Source organism: Agromyces bauzanensis, from assembly GCF_014645655.1.
In the GTDB taxonomy this organism is placed as follows: domain Bacteria; phylum Actinomycetota; class Actinomycetes; order Actinomycetales; family Microbacteriaceae; genus Agromyces; species Agromyces bauzanensis.
On sequence record NZ_BMMD01000014.1, the window covers coordinates 61,519 to 79,690 of the forward strand.

General features: G+C 70.3%; 15 protein-coding genes. 11 read left to right on the forward strand and 4 right to left on the reverse strand.

Annotation, left to right across the window (positions count from 1 at the left end):
• Positions 1-46 precede the first annotated feature (46 nt).
• The 6 genes from IEX31_RS12560 (at position 47) to IEX31_RS12585 (ending at position 5,511) form a co-directional block, all read left to right on the forward strand.
• A complete protein-coding gene (locus IEX31_RS12560) occupies positions 47-691 on the forward strand; it encodes a histidine phosphatase family protein (RefSeq protein ID WP_188743772.1) in 645 nt (214 codons plus the stop codon).
• Positions 691-1,278, forward strand: a complete 588-nt coding sequence (locus IEX31_RS12565) for a TlpA family protein disulfide reductase (protein ID WP_188743773.1) — start codon at positions 691-693, stop codon at positions 1,276-1,278. The genes IEX31_RS12560 and IEX31_RS12565 overlap by 1 nt, the downstream gene beginning before the upstream one ends.
• 17 nt (positions 1,279-1,295) lie before the next feature.
• Complete coding sequence (locus IEX31_RS12570; protein WP_188743774.1) at positions 1,296-2,051, forward strand: cytochrome c biogenesis CcdA family protein; 756 nt, start codon at positions 1,296-1,298, stop codon at positions 2,049-2,051.
• A 10-nt stretch (positions 2,052-2,061) separates the two neighbouring features.
• A complete protein-coding gene (resB, locus tag IEX31_RS12575; protein ID WP_188743811.1) occupies positions 2,062-3,804 on the forward strand; it encodes a cytochrome c biogenesis protein ResB in 1,743 nt (580 codons plus the stop codon).
• 66 nt (positions 3,805-3,870) lie between these two features.
• On the forward strand, positions 3,871-4,899 hold the full coding sequence (gene ccsB / locus IEX31_RS12580; protein ID WP_188743812.1) for a c-type cytochrome biogenesis protein CcsB: 1,029 nt from the start codon (positions 3,871-3,873) through the stop codon (positions 4,897-4,899).
• A gap of 105 nt (positions 4,900-5,004) precedes the next feature.
• Positions 5,005-5,511 carry a hypothetical protein gene (locus IEX31_RS12585; protein WP_188743775.1) on the forward strand — a complete coding sequence of 169 codons (507 nt, stop codon included), beginning with the start codon at positions 5,005-5,007 and terminating at the stop codon, positions 5,509-5,511.
• Here the strand turns inward: IEX31_RS12585 and IEX31_RS12590 are convergent.
• Both IEX31_RS12590 and IEX31_RS12595 read right to left on the reverse strand, forming a co-directional pair.
• Positions 5,492-6,013 carry a glycine cleavage system transcriptional repressor gene (locus IEX31_RS12590; protein WP_188743776.1) on the reverse strand — a complete coding sequence of 174 codons (522 nt, stop codon included), beginning with the start codon at positions 6,011-6,013 and terminating at the stop codon, positions 5,492-5,494. The genes IEX31_RS12585 and IEX31_RS12590 overlap by 20 nt on opposite strands.
• Before the next feature lie 89 nt (positions 6,014-6,102).
• On the reverse strand, positions 6,103-7,242 hold the full coding sequence (locus tag IEX31_RS12595; RefSeq protein WP_188743777.1) for an epoxide hydrolase family protein: 1,140 nt from the start codon (positions 7,240-7,242) through the stop codon (positions 6,103-6,105).
• Positions 7,243-7,387: 145 nt separating this feature from the next.
• Here IEX31_RS12595 and pulA point away from each other — a divergent pair, with 145 nt between their 5' ends.
• Positions 7,388-13,573, forward strand: coding sequence for a pullulanase-type alpha-1,6-glucosidase (gene pulA, locus IEX31_RS12600; RefSeq protein WP_188743778.1), 6,186 nt, complete (start codon positions 7,388-7,390; stop codon positions 13,571-13,573).
• Between the two features lie 142 nt (positions 13,574-13,715).
• Here the strand turns inward: pulA and IEX31_RS12605 are convergent, their stop codons facing one another.
• Together IEX31_RS12605 and IEX31_RS12610 are read right to left on the reverse strand one after the other, a co-directional pair.
• The gene (locus tag IEX31_RS12605; RefSeq protein WP_188743779.1) at positions 13,716-14,150 is read right to left on the reverse strand and encodes a hypothetical protein; all 435 of its coding nucleotides are present in this window, start codon (positions 14,148-14,150) and stop codon (positions 13,716-13,718) included.
• 147 nt (positions 14,151-14,297) lie between these two features.
• Positions 14,298-15,341 (reverse strand): o-succinylbenzoate synthase, encoded by a 1,044-nt coding sequence (locus IEX31_RS12610; RefSeq protein WP_229662332.1) that lies wholly within the window; start codon positions 15,339-15,341, stop codon positions 14,298-14,300.
• Between the two features lie 167 nt (positions 15,342-15,508).
• Here IEX31_RS12610 and IEX31_RS12615 point away from each other — a divergent pair, with 167 nt between their 5' ends.
• The 4 genes from IEX31_RS12615 to IEX31_RS12630 all read left to right on the forward strand — a co-directional run bounded on the left by IEX31_RS12615 (position 15,509) and on the right by IEX31_RS12630 (position 18,171).
• Entirely contained in the window at positions 15,509-15,727 is a 219-nt protein-coding gene (locus IEX31_RS12615) for a hypothetical protein (protein WP_188743781.1), read from the forward strand.
• 56 nt (positions 15,728-15,783) lie between these two features.
• Positions 15,784-16,737: a 1,4-dihydroxy-2-naphthoyl-CoA synthase gene (locus IEX31_RS12620; protein WP_188743782.1), complete on the forward strand. Its 954-nt coding sequence runs from the start codon at positions 15,784-15,786 to the stop codon at positions 16,735-16,737.
• Between the two features lie 64 nt (positions 16,738-16,801).
• Positions 16,802-17,344 (forward strand): type IV toxin-antitoxin system AbiEi family antitoxin domain-containing protein, encoded by a 543-nt coding sequence (locus IEX31_RS12625; RefSeq protein ID WP_188743783.1) that lies wholly within the window; start codon positions 16,802-16,804, stop codon positions 17,342-17,344.
• Complete coding sequence (locus tag IEX31_RS12630; RefSeq protein ID WP_229662333.1) at positions 17,341-18,171, forward strand: nucleotidyl transferase AbiEii/AbiGii toxin family protein; 831 nt, start codon at positions 17,341-17,343, stop codon at positions 18,169-18,171. Before IEX31_RS12625 ends, IEX31_RS12630 begins: the two co-directional genes overlap by 4 nt.
• The last annotated feature ends 1 nt before the right edge of the window (position 18,172 follow it).

Consider the following 18,172-nt stretch of genomic DNA (forward strand, 5'->3'; position numbering starts at 1 on the left):
CGATGCTCGGCGGATTCAAAGGGAACGCCTCTCTAGACTGGACACCGTGCCGGTCGAGCAGATCCATCTCGTGCGCCATGGCGAGGTCTTCAACCCCCAGGGCGTGCTCTACGGACGTCTGCCCGGGTACGGCCTCTCCGACCTCGGCCGACGGATGGCGCAGGCCGCCGCCGACGACCTCGTCGCCCGCGACCGGCCGGTCGGACTGCTCATCTCCTCCCCGCTGCAGCGCACGCAGCAGTCGGCTGAACCCATCGCCGAGGTCTTCGACCTCGAGCCGCAACTCGACGACCGTGTCATCGAGCCCGAGAACCGCTTCGAGGGACTGAAGATGCACGGCCGCGAGTCCGCACTCCGCGACGTGCGCAACTGGACCTCCCTCGTCAACCCGTGGGAGCCGAGCTGGGGCGAGCCGTTCCGTGCGATCTCGAGGCGCATGCTGCACGCGATGCACGATGCATGGGATGCCACCGCCTCAGGCGACGCCGTGATCGTCAGCCATCAACTGCCGATCTGGATGGTGCACCGCCGAGTCGCGGGCAAATCGCTCGCGCACGACCCGCGCCGGCGCCGGTGCGCGCTGTCGAGCATCACGTCCTTCGAACGCCGCGGCGACCGGTTCGTCGAGGTCGGCTACCGCGATCCCGCGGCGGGACTCGCCGCGCAGGCGACCGACGTGGGGGCGGTGTGATGCGTGTTCGACTGGTCGCGCTCGCCGCGGCATCCGCCATCGTGCTCACGGGCTGTACGAGCGACCCGCTCGCCGAGCAGTACCGCGAGGGCAGCGGCAAGAACTACATCGCGGGCGACGGCACCATCTCGGAGTTCGCCGAGCCGCAGCGCGGCGAGGTCATCGAGTTCTCGGGTGAGACCGTCGACGGCGGCACCTTCGACTCGGCCGACGCGCTCGGCGACGTCACCGTCGTGAACTTCTGGTACGCGGGCTGCGCCCCGTGCCGGGTCGAGGCGCCCGTGCTCGAGGAGGTGTCGCAGTCGTTCGGGGGCGATGGCGTGAGCTTCGTGGGCGTGAACGTGCGCGACCAGGCCGGCACCGCGGCATCCTTCGAGGAGACCTACGGCGTCACCTACCCGTCGATCCTCGACGTCGAGTCGGGCACCGCGCAGCTCGCGTTCGCAGGCGACGTGCCGCCCGCCGCCGTGCCGACGACGATCGTGCTCGACCAGGAGGGCCGCGTCGCCGCCCGAGTGCTCGGCCAGCTCACCGAGGCGTCGATCCTGGAGTCGATCATCGACACGCTCCTCGCCGAGCAGGCATAGGCGCGGGCGGCGACGGCATGGGCGGCATCGGCGACATCGTGCTCAACGGGCAGCTGCTCGCCGCCGTGCCCATCGCGCTCGCCGCCGGGATCGTGTCGTTCCTCTCTCCCTGCGTGCTCCCGCTGGTACCCGGCTACCTCGGCTACATCGGCGGGTTCACGGATGCCTCGGCGATCGCCGCGGAGGAACGCCGCAACCGTCGGCGGCTGGTGCTCGGCGTGCTCCTGTTCATCGCGGGGTTCACGGTGGTGTTCGTCACCTTCAACCTGCTCGCGGGTGTCGCGGGCGCGTGGTTCAACGCCTACGGCGAGATCATCACGCGCGTGCTGGGCGTGCTGCTCATCGTCATGGGGCTCGTCTTCATCGGCCAGTTCACGTTCCTGCAGCGCACGATCAAGCCGTCCTGGCGTCCCGCCACGGGACTCGCGGGCGCACCCCTGCTCGGCATCGTGTTCGGCCTCGGATGGACCCCGTGCATCGGCCCGACGCTCGCCGTCGTGCTCACCCTCAGTGCCGACTCCGCGTCGGCGGGGCGTGCGGTGCTCCTCGGCCTCGCCTACTGCGTCGGCCTCGGCATCCCGTTCCTGCTCGTCGCGCTCGGGTTCGGCTGGGTGACCGGGTCGCTCGCGTTCTTCCGCCGCCACATCCGCACCATCAACATCATCGGCGGCGCGCTCCTCATCGTGATCGGCCTGCTCATGGTGTCGGGCCTCTGGACCATCTGGATGTACGAGCTGCAGGCGGTGATCACCGGCTTTGTCCCCGCGATCTGACCCCGACGCGCTGTCGCGCCCCCACGATCACATCGACGCCCCCGAGCGCGACGCGGCTGCGGCATCCCTTCGACAGGACGGCGCCGTCGCCCAGCCGAAGCTCGGTCCCGTCGGCTGGCTGCGCTTCGCTTGGCGGCAGCTCACGAGCATGCGCACGGCGCTCCTGCTCCTGCTGCTGCTCGCGGTCGCCGCAGTGCCGGGCTCGCTCGTGCCGCAGCGCTCGAGCGACCCGAACGGCGTATCGCAGTACTTCGCCGACAATCCCGACCTCGCGCCAGTGCTGGACTCGTTCCAGCTGTTCGACGTCTACACGTCGGCGTGGTTCTCGGCGGTGTACCTGCTGCTGTTCGTCTCGCTCATCGGCTGCGTCATCCCGCGCACGAAGCACCACTTCGAGGCGCTGCGCGCGCGTCCGCCGCGCACGCCCGCGCGACTGTCGCGGCTGGCCGGGTACACCGAGCGGCCGCTCGCGCTCCCCGAGCCCGTCGACGGGGCGTCCGCTCCGGCGGGCTCAGCGAACGAGGCGGCGGATGCCGCGATCGACGCCGCGGCGACGCAGCTCAGGCAGGCGGGCTACCGGGTCGAGCGCTACGAGCTGCGCGGCGAGGCATCCGTGTCGGCAGAGCGCGGCTACCTGCGCGAGACCGGCAACCTCGTGTTTCACACGGCGCTCGTCGGCGTGCTCGTCGCGGTCGGCATCGGCGGAGGCTTCGGCTTCTCGGGTCAGCGGGTCGTGGTCGAGGGCCAGTCGTTCGTGAACACGCTCGCCGCCTACGACTCGTTCAATCCGGGGCGCTTCTTCGACGACGCGAACCTCGACCCCTACCGGCTGGAGCTCGAGGGGCTCGACGCCGTCTATGAGACCGAGAACCAGGAGGCCATCGGCCAGCCGATCGACTTCACGGCGCACGTGTCGGTGCAGGCGCAGGACGGCGCAGCGGAGCCGGGCGTCGTGAAGGTCAACGAGCCGCTTCGCGTGCACGGCACCGACGTCTACCTGCTCGGCAACGGGTACGCGCCGACGATCACGGTGCGCGACCCCGACGGCGAGGTCGTGTTCACCGACTCCGTACCGTTCCTGCCGCAGGACGCGAACCTCACCTCGATCGGCGTGGTGAAGGTGCCCGACGGCCTCGCCGACCAGGTCGGCATGGTGGGCTTCTTCTATCCCACGCAGTCCGAGCTCGGCTCGGGTGCCTACACGTCGAGCTACCCCGACCTCATCTACCCGGTACTGACGCTCAATGTCTACCGGGGCGATCTCGGCATCGACGCCGGCACGCCCACGTCGGTGTACACGCTCGACCCGTCGAGCATGGAGCAGCTCACCGGCGGCTCGACGGGCGTCGAATCGATCGAGCTCATGCCGGGCGACACGGTCGACCTGCCCGACGGACTCGGCTCCATCACGTTCGAGGATGTATCTGCCGAAACCGGTGGGGATCCGGATGCCGCAGCCGACGACTTCTCGCAGAGCGTCGCGCGCTTCGCCAGCTTCGACATCCACGACGACCCCTCGCAGGGCTGGGTGCTCGTGTTCGCGGTGCTGATCCTCGCAGGCCTCCTCGTCTCGCTCTTCGTGCCGCGCCGCCGCATGTGGGTGAAGGCCGCGCGCCGGCCCGACGGCACGGTGGTGCTCGAGTACGCGGGACTCGCCCGTGGCGAGGACCCCGGCCTCGAGGACGCCGTCGCGGCGTTCGCCGACAAGCACTCTCGCCCGGCCCGGTGGTCGAGTAGCCGCGAAGCGGCGTAGCGAGACCCGACGTAAGGTGGAACCGTGACGCTCGACCAGATCTCCATCACCCTCGTGTACTCGGCCATGGCCGTGTACGCGATCGCGTTCATCGCGTACGCGATCGACCTGGCGCGTCGATCGGCTGCGGCGACGAAGGCGGTCGACCAGGCGAGGATGCCTGCGGCCGTCGCCGTCGCGGCGACGCGTTCCACCTCGGGCGATTCCGGCACTGATGCCGGAATCGCATCAGTGCCGGAATCGACGGATGGGATGACGGTCGACGCGGCGGCGGACGGTCGCGATGAGACATCCGGTCGACAGGCCATGGGCGACACGGTCGCCTACGGCCGCTCGCCGTCGCTGCGGGTGGGCGTCGCGATGACGGTCGTCGCGTGGCTCCTGCACCTGGCCGCCGACCTCACGCGCGGCATCGCCGCCGAGCGCGTGCCGTGGGCGAACATGTACGAGTTCGCGCTCACCGGCACGCTCATCATCACCACTGTGTACCTGCTCGTGCTCGTGGTCTCGAAGCACGACCTGCGCTTCCTCGGCACGTTCGTCACCGGGCTCGTGCTGGTGCTCCTCGGCGTCGCGACCGTGAACTTCTACGTGAGCGTCGTGCCGCTGCCGCCGGCACTGCAGTCGGCGTGGCTCGTCATCCACGTATTCGTCGCGACCTCGTCGGTGGGCTTCTTCGCGCTCGGGTTCGCGCTGTCGGTCGTGCAGCTCCTGCAGTCGCGGCGCGAGTCGATCGTGGCATCCGCCAAGGCCGTGAAGCAGTCGTTCCTCGCGACGCTGCCTGACTCCGCGACGCTCGAGAACCTGGCCTACCGCGTCACCATCATCGGCTTCATCCTCTGGACGTTCACGCTCATGGCCGGCGCGATCTGGGCCGAGGCCGCGTGGGGCCGGTACTGGGGCTGGGACACCAAGGAGGTGTGGACCTTCATCATCTGGGTGGTCTACGCCGGGTACATCCACGCGCGCGCGACGCGCGGCTGGCGCGGGTCACGGTCGGCGTGGCTCGCGATCATCGGCTTCTCGACGGTGCTCTTCAACTTCACGGTCGTGAACCTGTTCTTCAAGGGACTGCACGCGTACTCGGGCCTCTGATCCCAGGTACTGCGCGCGTTGTGTTCGCGCTCGGAAGCGACCACGATCGCACTATGGGGCTGCTCGAGCGGGAGCCCGAACTGGCGGCACTCGGCGAAGCGGCGAGTGCCGCGGCGACCAGCCGTCTTCCTGATGTCGCGTGCCGGCCGGCGCGTGCGATGCGCTGTCGACGCCGAGCGCGTGTTCGCCCTGACCGGCGGCAACCCGTACTTCGTCGGCGAGCTCGTCGCGACGGCTGATGCGGCGCGTGTGCCGCCGATCGTGGTCGACGCCGTCACCGCCCGGCTCCGCCGCCTCGATCCCAGTACCGCCTCGAACTCGCAGAGCACCACCTCGAGCCGGCGCTGGAGTTCACCGAACGCGCAGAGATCGTCGGGCTGCGGATCTACCAGCAGGTCGAGCGCGGCGCCTGCACCTCGCGCGAGCGCAGTGGGACGACGCGGTCGCCGCCATCAGGTACCCGGGGAGTCCCTGCCGCACTCGCAGGCCGCCGCACTCGTCGTCGTGGACCGGGTCGGCATCCGCCGCGGCCCGCGCCGAGACCGCGCTGCTGCGCGGCGCTTCGCCATCCTCGACCGCATCGGTGCGTCGTTCACGCCTCCCCGATCGTGAGTTCGACGAACAGCTCGCTCGCGACCCGCTCGAGGTCGTCGCGAACGTCGGCCGGGTCGACGCCCAGCGGCACACGCACGAGCAGGTGCGCCTCGAACAGTCGCCCGCCCGACATCGGGGCGTCGCGGCGCTCGGTCGCCATGGACTCGATACTCAGTCCGTGCCGGGCGAGGGCAGCCGACACGTCGCGCACGATGCCCGGGTGGTCGCTGCCGATGAGGTCGACACGCAGATGCGACCACGCCTTGTGCGGGGCGGCCCGCTCCTCTGCTCCCGTATGCGCGATCACCTCCATGAGCCCCTCGAGCCCGTCGAGCGCCGCCCGGAGCTCTCCGGCGCGCTCGTTCGGCACGGTCACCACGACGATCCCCGCGAACTGGCCGGCGAGCTCGGCCAGCTGGCTCTGTTCCCAGTTCCCGCCGTGGGCGGTGATGGCCTCGGCGAGCGTCTCGACGAATCCGGCGCGGTCGTCGCCGATGACGGTGAGCACGAGTCTGGACATGGGGGCATCAAACCACGGCACCGGGGCTGCGGTCGAGCCCGTGACCGTGCTCAGCGCCTGTGCTCAGAGCCCGTGCCCAGCGCCTGTGCTCAGCGCTTGAGACCTGCGAAGAACTCGCCGACATCGCGGGCGTAGAGCGCGGGCTGCTCGAGTGCGGCGAAGTGCCCGCCCCGCGGCAGCTCGGTGTAGCGCGCCAGGCGGTAGTTCGGCTCGACCCATCGCCTCGTGGCCGGATTGATCTCGGCCGGGAACACGGCCGCGGCGGTCGGCACCCCGGGAACGGGATGCACGCGTCCGTCGGGGTCGAGCCGCGACTCGTAGTAGATCATGGCTGACGACGCGGCCGAGCGCGGGATCCAGTAGAACATGAGGTTCGTCAGCAGGTCCTCGGTCATGAAGGTGCCGAGGCCGCCGTCGCTCCACGCCTCGAACTTCTCGAGGATCCAGGCGGCCAGCCCCGCGGGCGAGTCGGTCTGCGCCATCGCGAGCGACTGCGGGCGGGTCGCCTGGATCTGCGCGTAGGCCCGGCCCGTGGCATCCGTCCGGTCCCAGCGGGCGAGGAGCCGGTGTTCGTGCTCGTCGGCGCCCTCCGCCCATGAGGGATTCCGGTGCACGCCGAGCAGCGGCATGTTGGTGTGGAAGCCGATCACGGCGTCGGCGTGCAGTTGCGCGAGCCGCGAGCCGATGATCGCGCCCCAGTCGCCGCCGGCGACGCCGTAGCGCGTGTGGCCCAGTTCGGTGACCATCAGGGCGTGCAGCGCGTCGGCGATGCGGGTGACGCCCCACCCGGGCTCGGCGGGCTTGCCGCCGAAGCCGAAGCCCGGAAGCGACGGCATCACGAGGTCGAATGCCGCCCGGCCGGCGACCGGGTCGACCAGGGGCTCGATCACGTGGCGGAACTCGACGATCGAGCCCGGCCACCCGTGGGTGAGCAGCAGTGGCATGGCGTCGGCCCTGCCCGAGGACGCGCGGAAGACCTGCAGGTCGACCCCGTCGACCGGCACGGTGATCGGGTCGAGGGTGTTCAGCCATGCCTCGTGCGGGCGCCAGTCGTACTCATCGGCCCAGACTCGGCACAGCTCACGCAGGACCGTGAGGTCGGTGCCGGCCTCCCACGGCGCAGCCGGCAGAGGTCCGGGCCACCGGGTGCGGTGGAGTCGCTCGCGGAGGTCGGCGAGGTCCGCGTCGGAGACGTTGATCGGAGCAGGGCGGTGCGCGTTGGTGGCCATGCTCGATTATCGCCGTCGATGAAGCGAGCCGCACGCCACTTCGGAAGCACGTTGCTGCAAGCGCTTGCATTTACGCGGCGCACGCTGCTACGGTCGCGAGCAACGTCGGTGGCACGCGGTCGTGCCGGAATTCGGGGAGTCAAGGATGACGCAACGTGCTCGTGTCCGAAGCTGGTTCGCCCTCGTCGTGGCGGGGGTGCTCGCGGCGTCGGCCGCGGTCGCGGGCGTGGCGATGCCGGCCGCAGCCGAGGAGCCCCGCACGTTCGCCCTCGTGGGCGATCTGCAGTCGGAGCTCGGATGCCCCGCCGACTGGTCGCCCGACTGCGCCGCGACCGAGCTCATCGCGACGGGCACGCCGGGCGTGTTCGCGGCCGAGTTCACGATCCCCGCGGGCGACTGGCACTACAAGGTCGCCGTGAACGACACGTGGGACGAGTCGTACGGCCTCGACGGCGGCGCCGGAGACATCCCGCTCACGGTCGCCGGCGACACACCGGTGCGCGTGATCTTCGACGACACGCTGAAGCGCGTCGGCCTCGAGGCCACCGGCCTGCGCGGCGCGTACGACGAGGCATCCGACGCCGCGCTCGTGGCAGACCCGGTGCGCCAGGCCGGCAGCGACGAGGTGTTCTACTTCGTGATGACCGACCGGTTCGCGAACGGCGACGCGGCCAACGACGAGGGCGGCCTCACGGGTGATCGCCTCACGACGGGCTACGACCCCACCGACAAGGGCTTCTACAACGGCGGCGACCTCGCCGGCCTGCGCTCGCAGCTCGACTACATCGACGGGCTCGGCACCACGGCGATCTGGCTCACTCCGAGCTTCAGGAACCGCCCGGTGCAGGGCGAGGGCGCGAACGTGAGCGCCGGGTACCACGGCTACTGGATCACCGACTTCACGCAGATCGACCCGCACCTCGGCACGAACGCCGAGCTCCAGGCGCTCATCGCCGACGCGCACGACCGTGGCATCAAGGTGTACTTCGACATCATCACCAACCACACGGCCGACGTCATCGACTACGCCGAGGGCCAGTACGGCTACATCGACCAGGCCACCGAGCCCTATCGCGACGCCGACGGCAACGCCTTCGACCCGGCCGACTACGCCGGAGCCGGCGCGCCGGCGTTCCCGGCGCTCGATCCGGCGACGAGCTTCCCGTACACGCCGACGGTCACCCCCGAGGATGCCGACCTCAAGTCGCCCACGTGGCTCAACGACCCGACGCTCTACCACAACCGCGGCGACTCGACGTGGGAGGGCGAGTCGGTCACGTACGGCGACTTCGTCGGCCTGGACGACCTCATGACCGAGCACCCCACGGTCGTGAGCGGCTTCGTCGAGGTCTACCAGGACTGGATCGACCTCGGCATCGACGGCTTCCGCATCGACACGGCCAAGCACGTCAACTTCGAGTTCTGGGAGCAGTGGGCGACGGAGGTCCTCGACTACGCGCACTCGCCCGCCGTCAACAAGCCGGACTTCTTCATGTTCGGCGAGGTCTACGACGCCGACCCCCAGAAGCTCTCGCCGTACGTGCGCAACTCCGACATGAACTCGGTGCTCGACTTCACGTTCCAGTCGCAGGCGGTGAGCTTCGCGGCCGGCAACTCGGCGAAGAACCTGCAGTCGCTGTTCGCGGGCGACGACTACTACACCACCCCCGACTCGTCGGCGACGGCGCTGCCGACCTTCCTCGGCAACCACGACATGGGTCGCGTGGGTTACATGCTGCAGTCGACGGATGCCCCGCTCGCGCGTGACGAGCTCGCGCACGAGCTGCTCTTCCTCACCCGCGGCCAGCCCGTGGTCTACTACGGCGACGAGCAGGGCTTCGCGGGCACCGGCGGCGACAAGGACGCCCGGCAGACGCTCTTCGCGAGCCAGGTCGCCGAGTACCAGAACCAGCCGCTCGTGACGGGCGAGACCGCGGGCAGCGTCGACCGTTTCGGCACCGACGCCCCGCTCTACCAGCACATCGCCGCACTCGCCGACCTCCGCGCCGCGCACCCCGCCCTCGAGACGGGCGCGCAGCTCGAGCGCTACGTCGACAACGGTGCGGGCGTCTACGCGTTCTCGCGCGTCGACCGCACCGAGCGGGTCGAATACCTGGTGGCGGCGAACAACGCGAACGAGCCGCGCACGGTGCAGGTGCCCACGCTCACGGGCGACGGCGTGTTCCAGGTGCTCCACGGCGACGGCCAGGCGGTCGCGGCGGATGCCGCGGGCGTCGTGTCGGTGACCGTGCCGCCGCTCGGCGCGGTGGTGTGGAAGGCCGACCGGCAGGTGAGCGCCCCCGTCGCGGCATCCGCCATCTCGGTCGACGTGCCCGTCGCGGGAGCCGGCGTGAGCGGCGTGGCCCCGGTCGCCGCCGACGTCGACGACGCCACCTGGCAGGAGACGAGCTTCGCCTGGCGCGTCGCCGGCGGAGGCGACTGGCACGCCCTCGGCACCGCCGAGGACACGAGCCCCCGCGTCTTCCACGACACCGAGGGCCTCGCGAACGGCACGCTCCTCGAGTACCGCGCGGTGTCGACGGATGCCGCCGGCCACCGTGCCGCAGCTTCGACGTACGCGAGCGTCGGCAACGCCGTGAACCTCGTCGTCGAGGAGGAGCCCGAGCCGCCGATCGACCTCGTCACGGTGCCCGGCAACCACAACTCCGAGATGGGCTGTGCGGGCGACTGGACGCCCGGATGCGAGGCGGCGAAGCTCACGCTGCGCGGCGACGGCATCTACGCCGGAACGTTCGACCTGCCCGCAGGCGACTACGAGTACAAGGTCGCGCTCAACGGCAGCTGGGACCTGAACTACGGCGCGAACGGCGAGCAGAACGGGCCCAACATCGCCTACTCGCACCCCGGCGGGCCGATCACGTTCTACTGGAACCCGAACACGAAGGTCGTGTCGTCCACCGCCGAGGGACCGGTCGTGACCCTGCCCGGCAGCTTCCAGTCCGAGATCGGATGCTCCGGCGACTGGCAGCCCGACTGCCTCGCGTCGCTCATGCAGGACGGCGACAAGGACGGGGTCTACACGTTCGCAACGTCGGCCATCCCCGGCGGCAGCTACGAGGCGAAGGTCGCGCACGGCCTCAGCTGGGACGAGAACTACGGCGTCGGCGGTGCGCCGGGCGGAGCGAACTACGCGTTCACGGCCAGTGACGGCAAGCTCGTCGAGTTCCGATACACGCTCGCCACGCACGTGCTCGAGATCGTGGTGACCGACCCGCCGCTCGCGGGCACCGGCCAGGCGCGGGCGCACTGGATCGATGAGCAGACGCTCGCGTGGCCGGTCGAACTGCTGGGCGGGGCATCCGCCGCCGAGGCCACGTGGGCGATCGAGCACTCGGCGTCCGCCGCGCTCGCCGTCGCCGACCGGGTGGTGACCGGCAGCGACGGCTCGATCGAGCTCGCTCTCGACCCTGCGGGCCTCACCGATGCCCAGCTCGCGAAGTTCCCGCACCTCGAGGGCTTCCTCGCCCTGCATCCGGTGGGCCTCGACCGCGCGACCGTGCAGGAGCTCCTCACCGAGCAGCTCGCGGTGTCGCAGCGCGTTTCGACGGAGCTCACGGCGTTCACGGGCGTTCAGGTGCCCGGCGTGCTCGACGACCTCTACGCCGAGGCCGTGGCATCCGTGCCGCTCGGCGCGACCGTGACCGGCCAGGACTCGACCGTGCGGCTCTGGGCGCCCACGGCGCGGTCGGTGGCGCTCGAGGTGTGGCCGTCGGGCGGCGTCGGCGGCCCGACCGTGATCCCGGCGGAGTGGAACCCCGCCGACGGCACGTGGAGCGTCGATGGCCCGTCGGTCGGCGATGAGTACCGCTGGTCGATCGAGGTGTTCGCGCCGACCACCGGCGTCATCGAGACGAACTCGGTGACCGATCCGTACTCCGTCGCCCTCACGACGAATTCGGCGCGCACGGTCATCGTCGACCTCGACGACGAGTCGCTCGCGCCCGAGCTGTGGGACGAGACGCCCGCGCCCGTCGTCGGGCGCGCGGTCGACCGTGCGATCTACGAGCTGCACGTGCGCGACTTCTCGATCACCGACGAGAGCGTGCCCGAAGCCGAGCGCGGCACCTACCGTGCCTTCACGCACGACTCGGCGGGCACCGCGCAGCTGCGCGAGCTCGCCGAGGCCGGCATCAACACCGTGCACCTGCTGCCGACGTTCGACATCGCCACGATCGAGGAGGACCGGGCCGCGCAGGCGACCCCGGCGTGCGACCTCGCGTCGTTCGGTCCGGCGTCGCCAGAGCAGCAGACGTGCATCGACGCGGTGCGCGACCTCGACGGCTTCAAGTGGGGCTACGACCCGTTCCATTTCCAGGCGCCCGAGGGTTCCTACGCGGTCGACCCCGACGGCGGTGCCCGCGTGGCCGAGTTCCGCGAGATGGTCGGCGCGCTGCACGGCATGGGCATGCAGGTCGTGCTCGACGAGGTGTACAACCACGCCGCGGCATCCGGTCAGGGGGAGAAGTCGGTGCTCGACCGCATCGTGCCCGGCTACTACCAGCGCCTGAACGCCCTCGGCGCCGTCGAGACCTCGACGTGCTGCCAGAACATCGCGACCGAGCACGAGGTCGCCGAGAAGCTCATGGTCGACTCGGTGGTGCTGTGGACCACCGAGTACAAGGTCGACGGCTTCCGCTTCGACCTCATGGGCCACCACTCCCGCGACAACATGCTCGCCGTGCGGGCCGCGCTCGACGAGCTCACGCTCGAGGACGACGGCGTCGACGGCTCGGCCGTGTACCTCTACGGCGAGGGCTGGAACTTCGGCGAGGTCGCGAACAACGCCCGCTTCGAGCAGGCGACGCAGGGCCAGCTCGGCGGCACCGGCATCGGCACGTTCAACGACCGGTTGCGCGACGGCGTGCACGGCGGCAGCCCGGTGGTCGGCGAGTCGATCTTCGACCAGGGCTTCGGCACGGGCCTCGCGGGTGACCCGAACGGCAGGCCCGTGCGTGACGGCACGCGCGACCTGGGCCAGCAGACCGACCTCGTGAAGGTCGGCCTCGCGGGCAACCTGCGCGACTTCGAGCTCGTCGGCTCCGACGGCGTGCCGAAGACCGGCGCCGACGTCGACTACAACGGGTCGCCGGCCGGCTACGCCGACCAGCCGGACGAGGTCATCAACTACGTCGACGCGCACGACAACGAGACGCTGTACGACCTCGGCGTGCTGAAGCTGCCCGTCGACACGGCGATGGCCGACCGGATCCGGATGAACACGCTGTCGCTCGCGACCGTGACGTTCTCGCAGTCGCCGTCGTTCTGGCACGCCGGCACCGAGCTGCTGCGGTCGAAGTCGCTCGACCGCAACAGCTACAACTCGGGCGACTGGTTCAACCGCATCGACTGGACCGGTCAGGAGTCGACCTTCGGATCGGGCCTGCCACCCGCCGCCGACAACGACGACAACTGGTCGTTCATGGAGCCGTTGCTCGCCGACCCGGCGCTCAAGCCGACGGCGGCCGATATCGCCGCGGCCGAGGCATCCGCGCTCGACCTGCTTCGGGTGCGCTCGTCGGTCGACCTGCTGCAGCTGGGCTCGGCGTCGCTGATCAACGAGAAGGTGTCGTTCCCGAACAGCGGGGCGGATGCCACGGACGGCCTCATCATCATGCTCATCGATGACCTCGTCGGCGAGGATGTCGACCCGGAGTTCGAGGGTGCGCTGGTCGTGTTCAACGCGTCGCCCGAGGCGATCACGGAGCAGGTCGACGGGCTCGCCGGGCGGGACTTCAAGCTCGCCAAGGCGCAGCGCAACGGCGAGGACGAGATCGTGAAGGAGACGAAGTGGAAGGCGAAGACCGGGACGTTGACGATCCCGGCGCGCACGGCCGCGGTGCTCGTCGATGGCCAGAAGGTGACGGGGCCGGGTGCCGGAAACGGCGAGCCGGGTGCGGCGTCGGCCGCGCCGACCGTGGGCCTGGATGCCGGTTCGGTGCAGGTCGGTTCGACCCTCGCGGTGTCCGGCTCCGGCTTCGAGCCGGGAGAGCTCGTGCAGGTCTGGCTCCACTCCACGCCGACGCTCCTGCAGGCACAGCCTGCTGCGGCGGACGGCACGGTGTCGTTCGACGTCGCGATCCCGGAGGGGACCGAGGCCGACGGGCACCACGTGCGGCTCGTCGGCGTCGCCTCGGGAGCTGAGGCGGTCACGGCGCTGACGGTGGTCGGCCCGCTCGGCCTGACCGTGACGCAGGGCGTGCTGGCCGTGCTGCTCGGTCTCGCCGCGCTCGCCGCCGGGCTGGTCGTCGTGGGGCCGCGCCTGCGGCGTGGCCGACCGGCCGTCGCCCCGGCGCGCGTCAGCGCCGACTGATCCCGTTCGGGCGGAGCAGGTGTGCGCAGCTCTGCCCGAACGGCGCGGCCCTCCGTCCGAGATCTCTCTCGTTTGGAGGCCGCGCGAGTGATGCCCGGCTGGTTCCCCCACCGCCGGGCATCAGCGTCTCACGAGTCGGTCGTCAAACGGGGAAGGAGGCGCCGCACGCCTCGTAGCTGCCGAAGATCAGTCCGCCGTACGTGTCGAAGAAGTGGTCCACTCCCGTGCCGTTCGACATGAGCCAGTCATTCGGGTTGTTCGCGCCGATCAGTCCGCCCTGCCCCGCTGCACCCTTGTACATGATCGACACGACCTCGGGACCGCCGCCCTGCGTGTAGAGGTCGAAGATGCAGTCGGCCTGCTCGGTGGTGATCACGCCGTTCGCGACATCCCCTGCCAGTGCGTCGGGTATGTAGAGCGTGAACCACGCCTGCGAGTTGGACACGCCGGCGTTGCCCTGCGCCGAGCGGTTGGGGACGTAACAGTCGTGCGCATACGCGGCCATTCCGCTGCCCAGCGAGATCGCGGCGGCCAGGCCGATACCGGCGCCGATGTTGGTCATGGTCCTCGAGAACATGGATGATCCCTTCCAGTTGTGAATCGACGGCCGAAGACGGTCGCCCGGCAGCGAGCGTGCACCGTTCGGTCTCCGCCGACCTCAGGGTCCGCCCGGAGCCGAGCGTGCGGCCCCCCCCCAGAACGTGGGGGTTCCTCGCGTCGCGGGTCAGTCGGTGGGACCCGAGGGTGCGGCGTCCAGGCCCGTGCGGGGTGCGGCGTCCAGCACGGCGTACGCCCGGCCGAGCCGCTCGATCCACCACTCGGTGCGCTCGGCGCCGGCCGCGTACCGGTCGAGCAGCTCAGGATCGGGGTCGACCCGCCGCACCGCGATCGACCCGCCCTCCGGCACGAGCGGGTCGCGCGTGACATCCGCCGCCAGCAGCGCCGCGGTGCCGAGACCGCAGTCATAGGCGAGGTCGGGCACGGATGCCGCGAGCTGCGCGCCCATCGCGAGGCCGACGCTCGTGTCCAGCGCGCTCGAGACCACGACGGGCAGGCCGGCTCGCGCGACGATGTCGAGGGCCCGGCGGATCCCGCCGAGCGGCTGCGCCTTGATCACGAGGATGTCGGCGGCGCCCGCCTCGGCGACCGCGAGCGGGTCGTCGGCGCGGCGCACGCTCTCGTCGGCGGCGATGGGGATGCCCATGTACTTCGTGCGGCGACGGATCTCGGCAAGCTCCTCGACGGTCGGGCACGGCTGCTCGACGTATTCGAGGTCGAACGGCGCGAGTGCGTGGATCGCGTGCTCGGCCTCGTCGACGTTCCAGTCGCCGTTCGCGTCGATGCGCACGCGTCCCTCGGGGCCGAGCGCCTCGCGCACGGCGCGCACGCGCGCGATCTCCTGCGCGAGCGTCTCGTCGCCGCCCGCGACCTTGACCTTCGCCGTTCGACATCCGGGGAACCGCGCGAGCACGGCCCGCACGCTGTCGGGGTCGACCGCGGGCACGGTCGCGTTCACCGGTATCCGGTCGCGCAGCGCGGGCGGCGGCGCGTTCCAGCCGTAGTCGATGGCGGCGGCGAGCCAGGCGGATGCCTCGTGGTCGTCGTACTCGGCGAACGGCGAGAACTCGGTCCAGCCCTGCGGCCCCTCGAGGAGGAGCGCCTCGCGCGCGTCGAGCCCGCGGAACCGGGTGACGAGCGGGAGCGCCACGACTCGCGCGGTGGAGAGGAGCTCTTCGAGGTTCGGGAGGACTGCGTCGTCGTCGGTCACCCTCCCATCGTGGCATCCCGCGCGGCATCCGTTCGCCCTCGCGGGTCGGGAAACAAACACATGAGGATCCGCGCCATGCGTCGCCAGGACGTGGCGTGGGTCGGATTCATGCATCTCGGCCGTGGGGACACGAGGTTCTGTTAGCGTGTACCGACTTGGGGGTGCACATGTCCGACGAACTCGACTCGCTCGGCGTCGAGGCCACTGAGGTGCGGGACTCCGCAGGACGCAACGTCGTGATCGCCGTCATCGGGCTCGTCCTCGTCGTGGCCGCGCTCGTCCCGCTCGCCTACGGCGCCATCTGGGTGGGGTCGATCGTGTACGCCGGCGTGGTGTCGCTGCTCACGGGTGGGCCGGCGCCCGAGGCGCCGGTCGTCGTCACCTGAGCGATCGGTCGGCCGCCGCGGGCGGATGCTCCGGCCGCCGGGAATAGGCTGGACGCATGGCACGCGAGATCTCGGAACTGTTCGACGCGAGCGAGTGGACGGATGCCGCGGCATCCGTCACCGGCTCCACCGGTTTCACCGACATCACCTACCACCACTCCACCGACGGGCGCATCGCCCGCATCGCCTTCGACCGGCCGGAGGTGCGCAACGCGTTCCGGCCGCACTCGGTCGACGAGCTCTACCGCGCGCTCGAGGACGCGCGCACGAACCCGCGCATCGGCGTGGTGCTGCTCACCGGCAACGGGCCGAGCGAGAAGGACGGCGGCTGGGCGTTCTGCTCGGGCGGCGACCAGCGCATCCGGGGGCGCGACGGCTACAAGTACTCCGACGCCGAGACGGCCATCGTCGACGGCGGGCACGGCGGGCACGGCGGGCACGGCGGGCAAGCCGCGGTCGGGCGCCTGCACATCCTCGAGGTGCAGCGGCTCATCCGGTTCATGCCGAAGGTCGTCGTCGCGGTCGTGCCGGGCTGGGCGGCGGGCGGCGGCCACTCGCTGCACGTCGTGTGCGACCTCACGATCGCGAGTCGCGAGCACGGCCGCTTCAAGCAGACGGATGCCGATGTCGGCAGCTTCGACGCCGGCTACGGGTCGGCGTACTTCGCGCGCCAGATCGGGCAGAAGTTCGCCCGCGAGGTGTTCTTCCTCGCCGAGGAGTACTCGGCCGAGCGCGCCTACGAGATGGGCGCCGTGAACCGGGTCGTACCGCACGCCGACCTCGAGCGCGAGGCGATCGCGATGGCGCGCACGATCCTCACCAAGTCGCCCACCGCCATCCGCATGCTGAAGTTCGCGTTCAACGCGGTCGACGACGGCATGGTCGGCCAGCAGGTGTTCGCCGGTGAGGCGACCAGGCTCGCCTACGGCACCGACGAGGCCGTCGAGGGCCGTGACGCGTTCCTCGAGAAGCGCGAGCCCGACTGGGGTCCGTACCCGTGGCACTTCTGATCCGGCGGTATCAGGCCAGGCGTGAGGTTTGTCACAACTCTACTGTTTTCGGTAGAGTTGTGACGTGGTCGCCGAGGTGAAGTACCGGGACATCGTGCGCGAGATCGCGCTCGATCACTACGGGTACGTCACGACGAAGCAGGCGGCCGAGGCCGGTGTGCCGGCGGTCGAACTGCCGAAGCTCGCCGCTCGCGGTGGTCTGGAGAACGTCGCATACGGGCTGTACCGGGTGCCGGACGTTCCTCCGACGGCGTTCGACCAGTTCGCCGAGGCGCTCCTTCGGGTGGGTGAGGGTGCCTACCTTCACGGTGAGTCGGTGCTCGCGTTGTTCGGGCTTGCGGACGTCAATCCGAGGAATATCAAGGTCGCCGTTCACAGGCGAGCGCGCCCCACGCTTCCGGCGTTCGTCGAGTTGACCCACGTGAAGAACGATGCACGGACGACGTTCTACGAGGGGCTGGAGGCACAGCCGGTGGCCGATGCCATCCTGGAATGCCGTGGACGGATCGAGACTGTGCGCCTGCTGGATGCGGCGAAGCAGGCGCGCAAGGATGGCCTGCTCACTACCGCGGACTGGCAGCGTGTGCGGAAGGGACTGCGGTCGTGAGCTATTCCGGTGCCCCGACGAGTGTGCGCTCCCTGGAGCAGCGCATCCGCAACCTCGAAGGCAGTGACGGACTCGCGCTTCGGCGCCGGGTCGGGATGGCGCTGGTCGTGGTCGGCCAGATGCTGCCTGAGGGTGCGATCAAGGGCGGTAGCGCGATGGCGCTGCGCTATGGCCGCGGCACGCGCTTCACCCAAGACCTCGACGCCGCGCGGGTTCAGTCGCTCGCCCGGTTCCGCAGCGACTTCGAGGAGTCCCTCGCTGCCGGGTGGGCTGGCTTCATCGGGAGGCTGATCGAGAAGGTCGCGCCTCGTCCGCCCGCTGTGCCCACGGCGTACGTCATGCAACCCTTCGAGGTGAGGCTCGAATACCTGGGCCGCCCGTGGTGCTCGGTGAAGTTCGAGGTGGGCCACAACGAGATCGGTGACGCCGACGAGCCGGAGTACCAACTCGCCGCAGACCTCGCCGCACTCTTCACCGAGGTCGGGCTCGAAGCGCCGAAGCCGGTGCCGGTCATGCGTGCGGACTATCAGATCGCACAGAAACTCCATGCGGTTTCGGGCGACGGAAGCGCGCGAGCGCGCGACCTCGTCGACCTCCAACTCCTCGACAAGAGCGAAGACCTCGACTTCCCTCGGGTCGCTGAGACCTGTGTCCGGCTCTTCGACTACCGGCGTCAGCAGGTGTGGCCGCCGACTATCATGGCCGGTGACCAGTGGGACACCCTGTATGCAGAAGCCGCCGAAGGTCTCGACGTTCGGAACACCGTCGAGGAGGCCGTCGTCTGGGCCAACGACCTCGTTCAACGCATTATCGCGGCCGGGTCCTGAT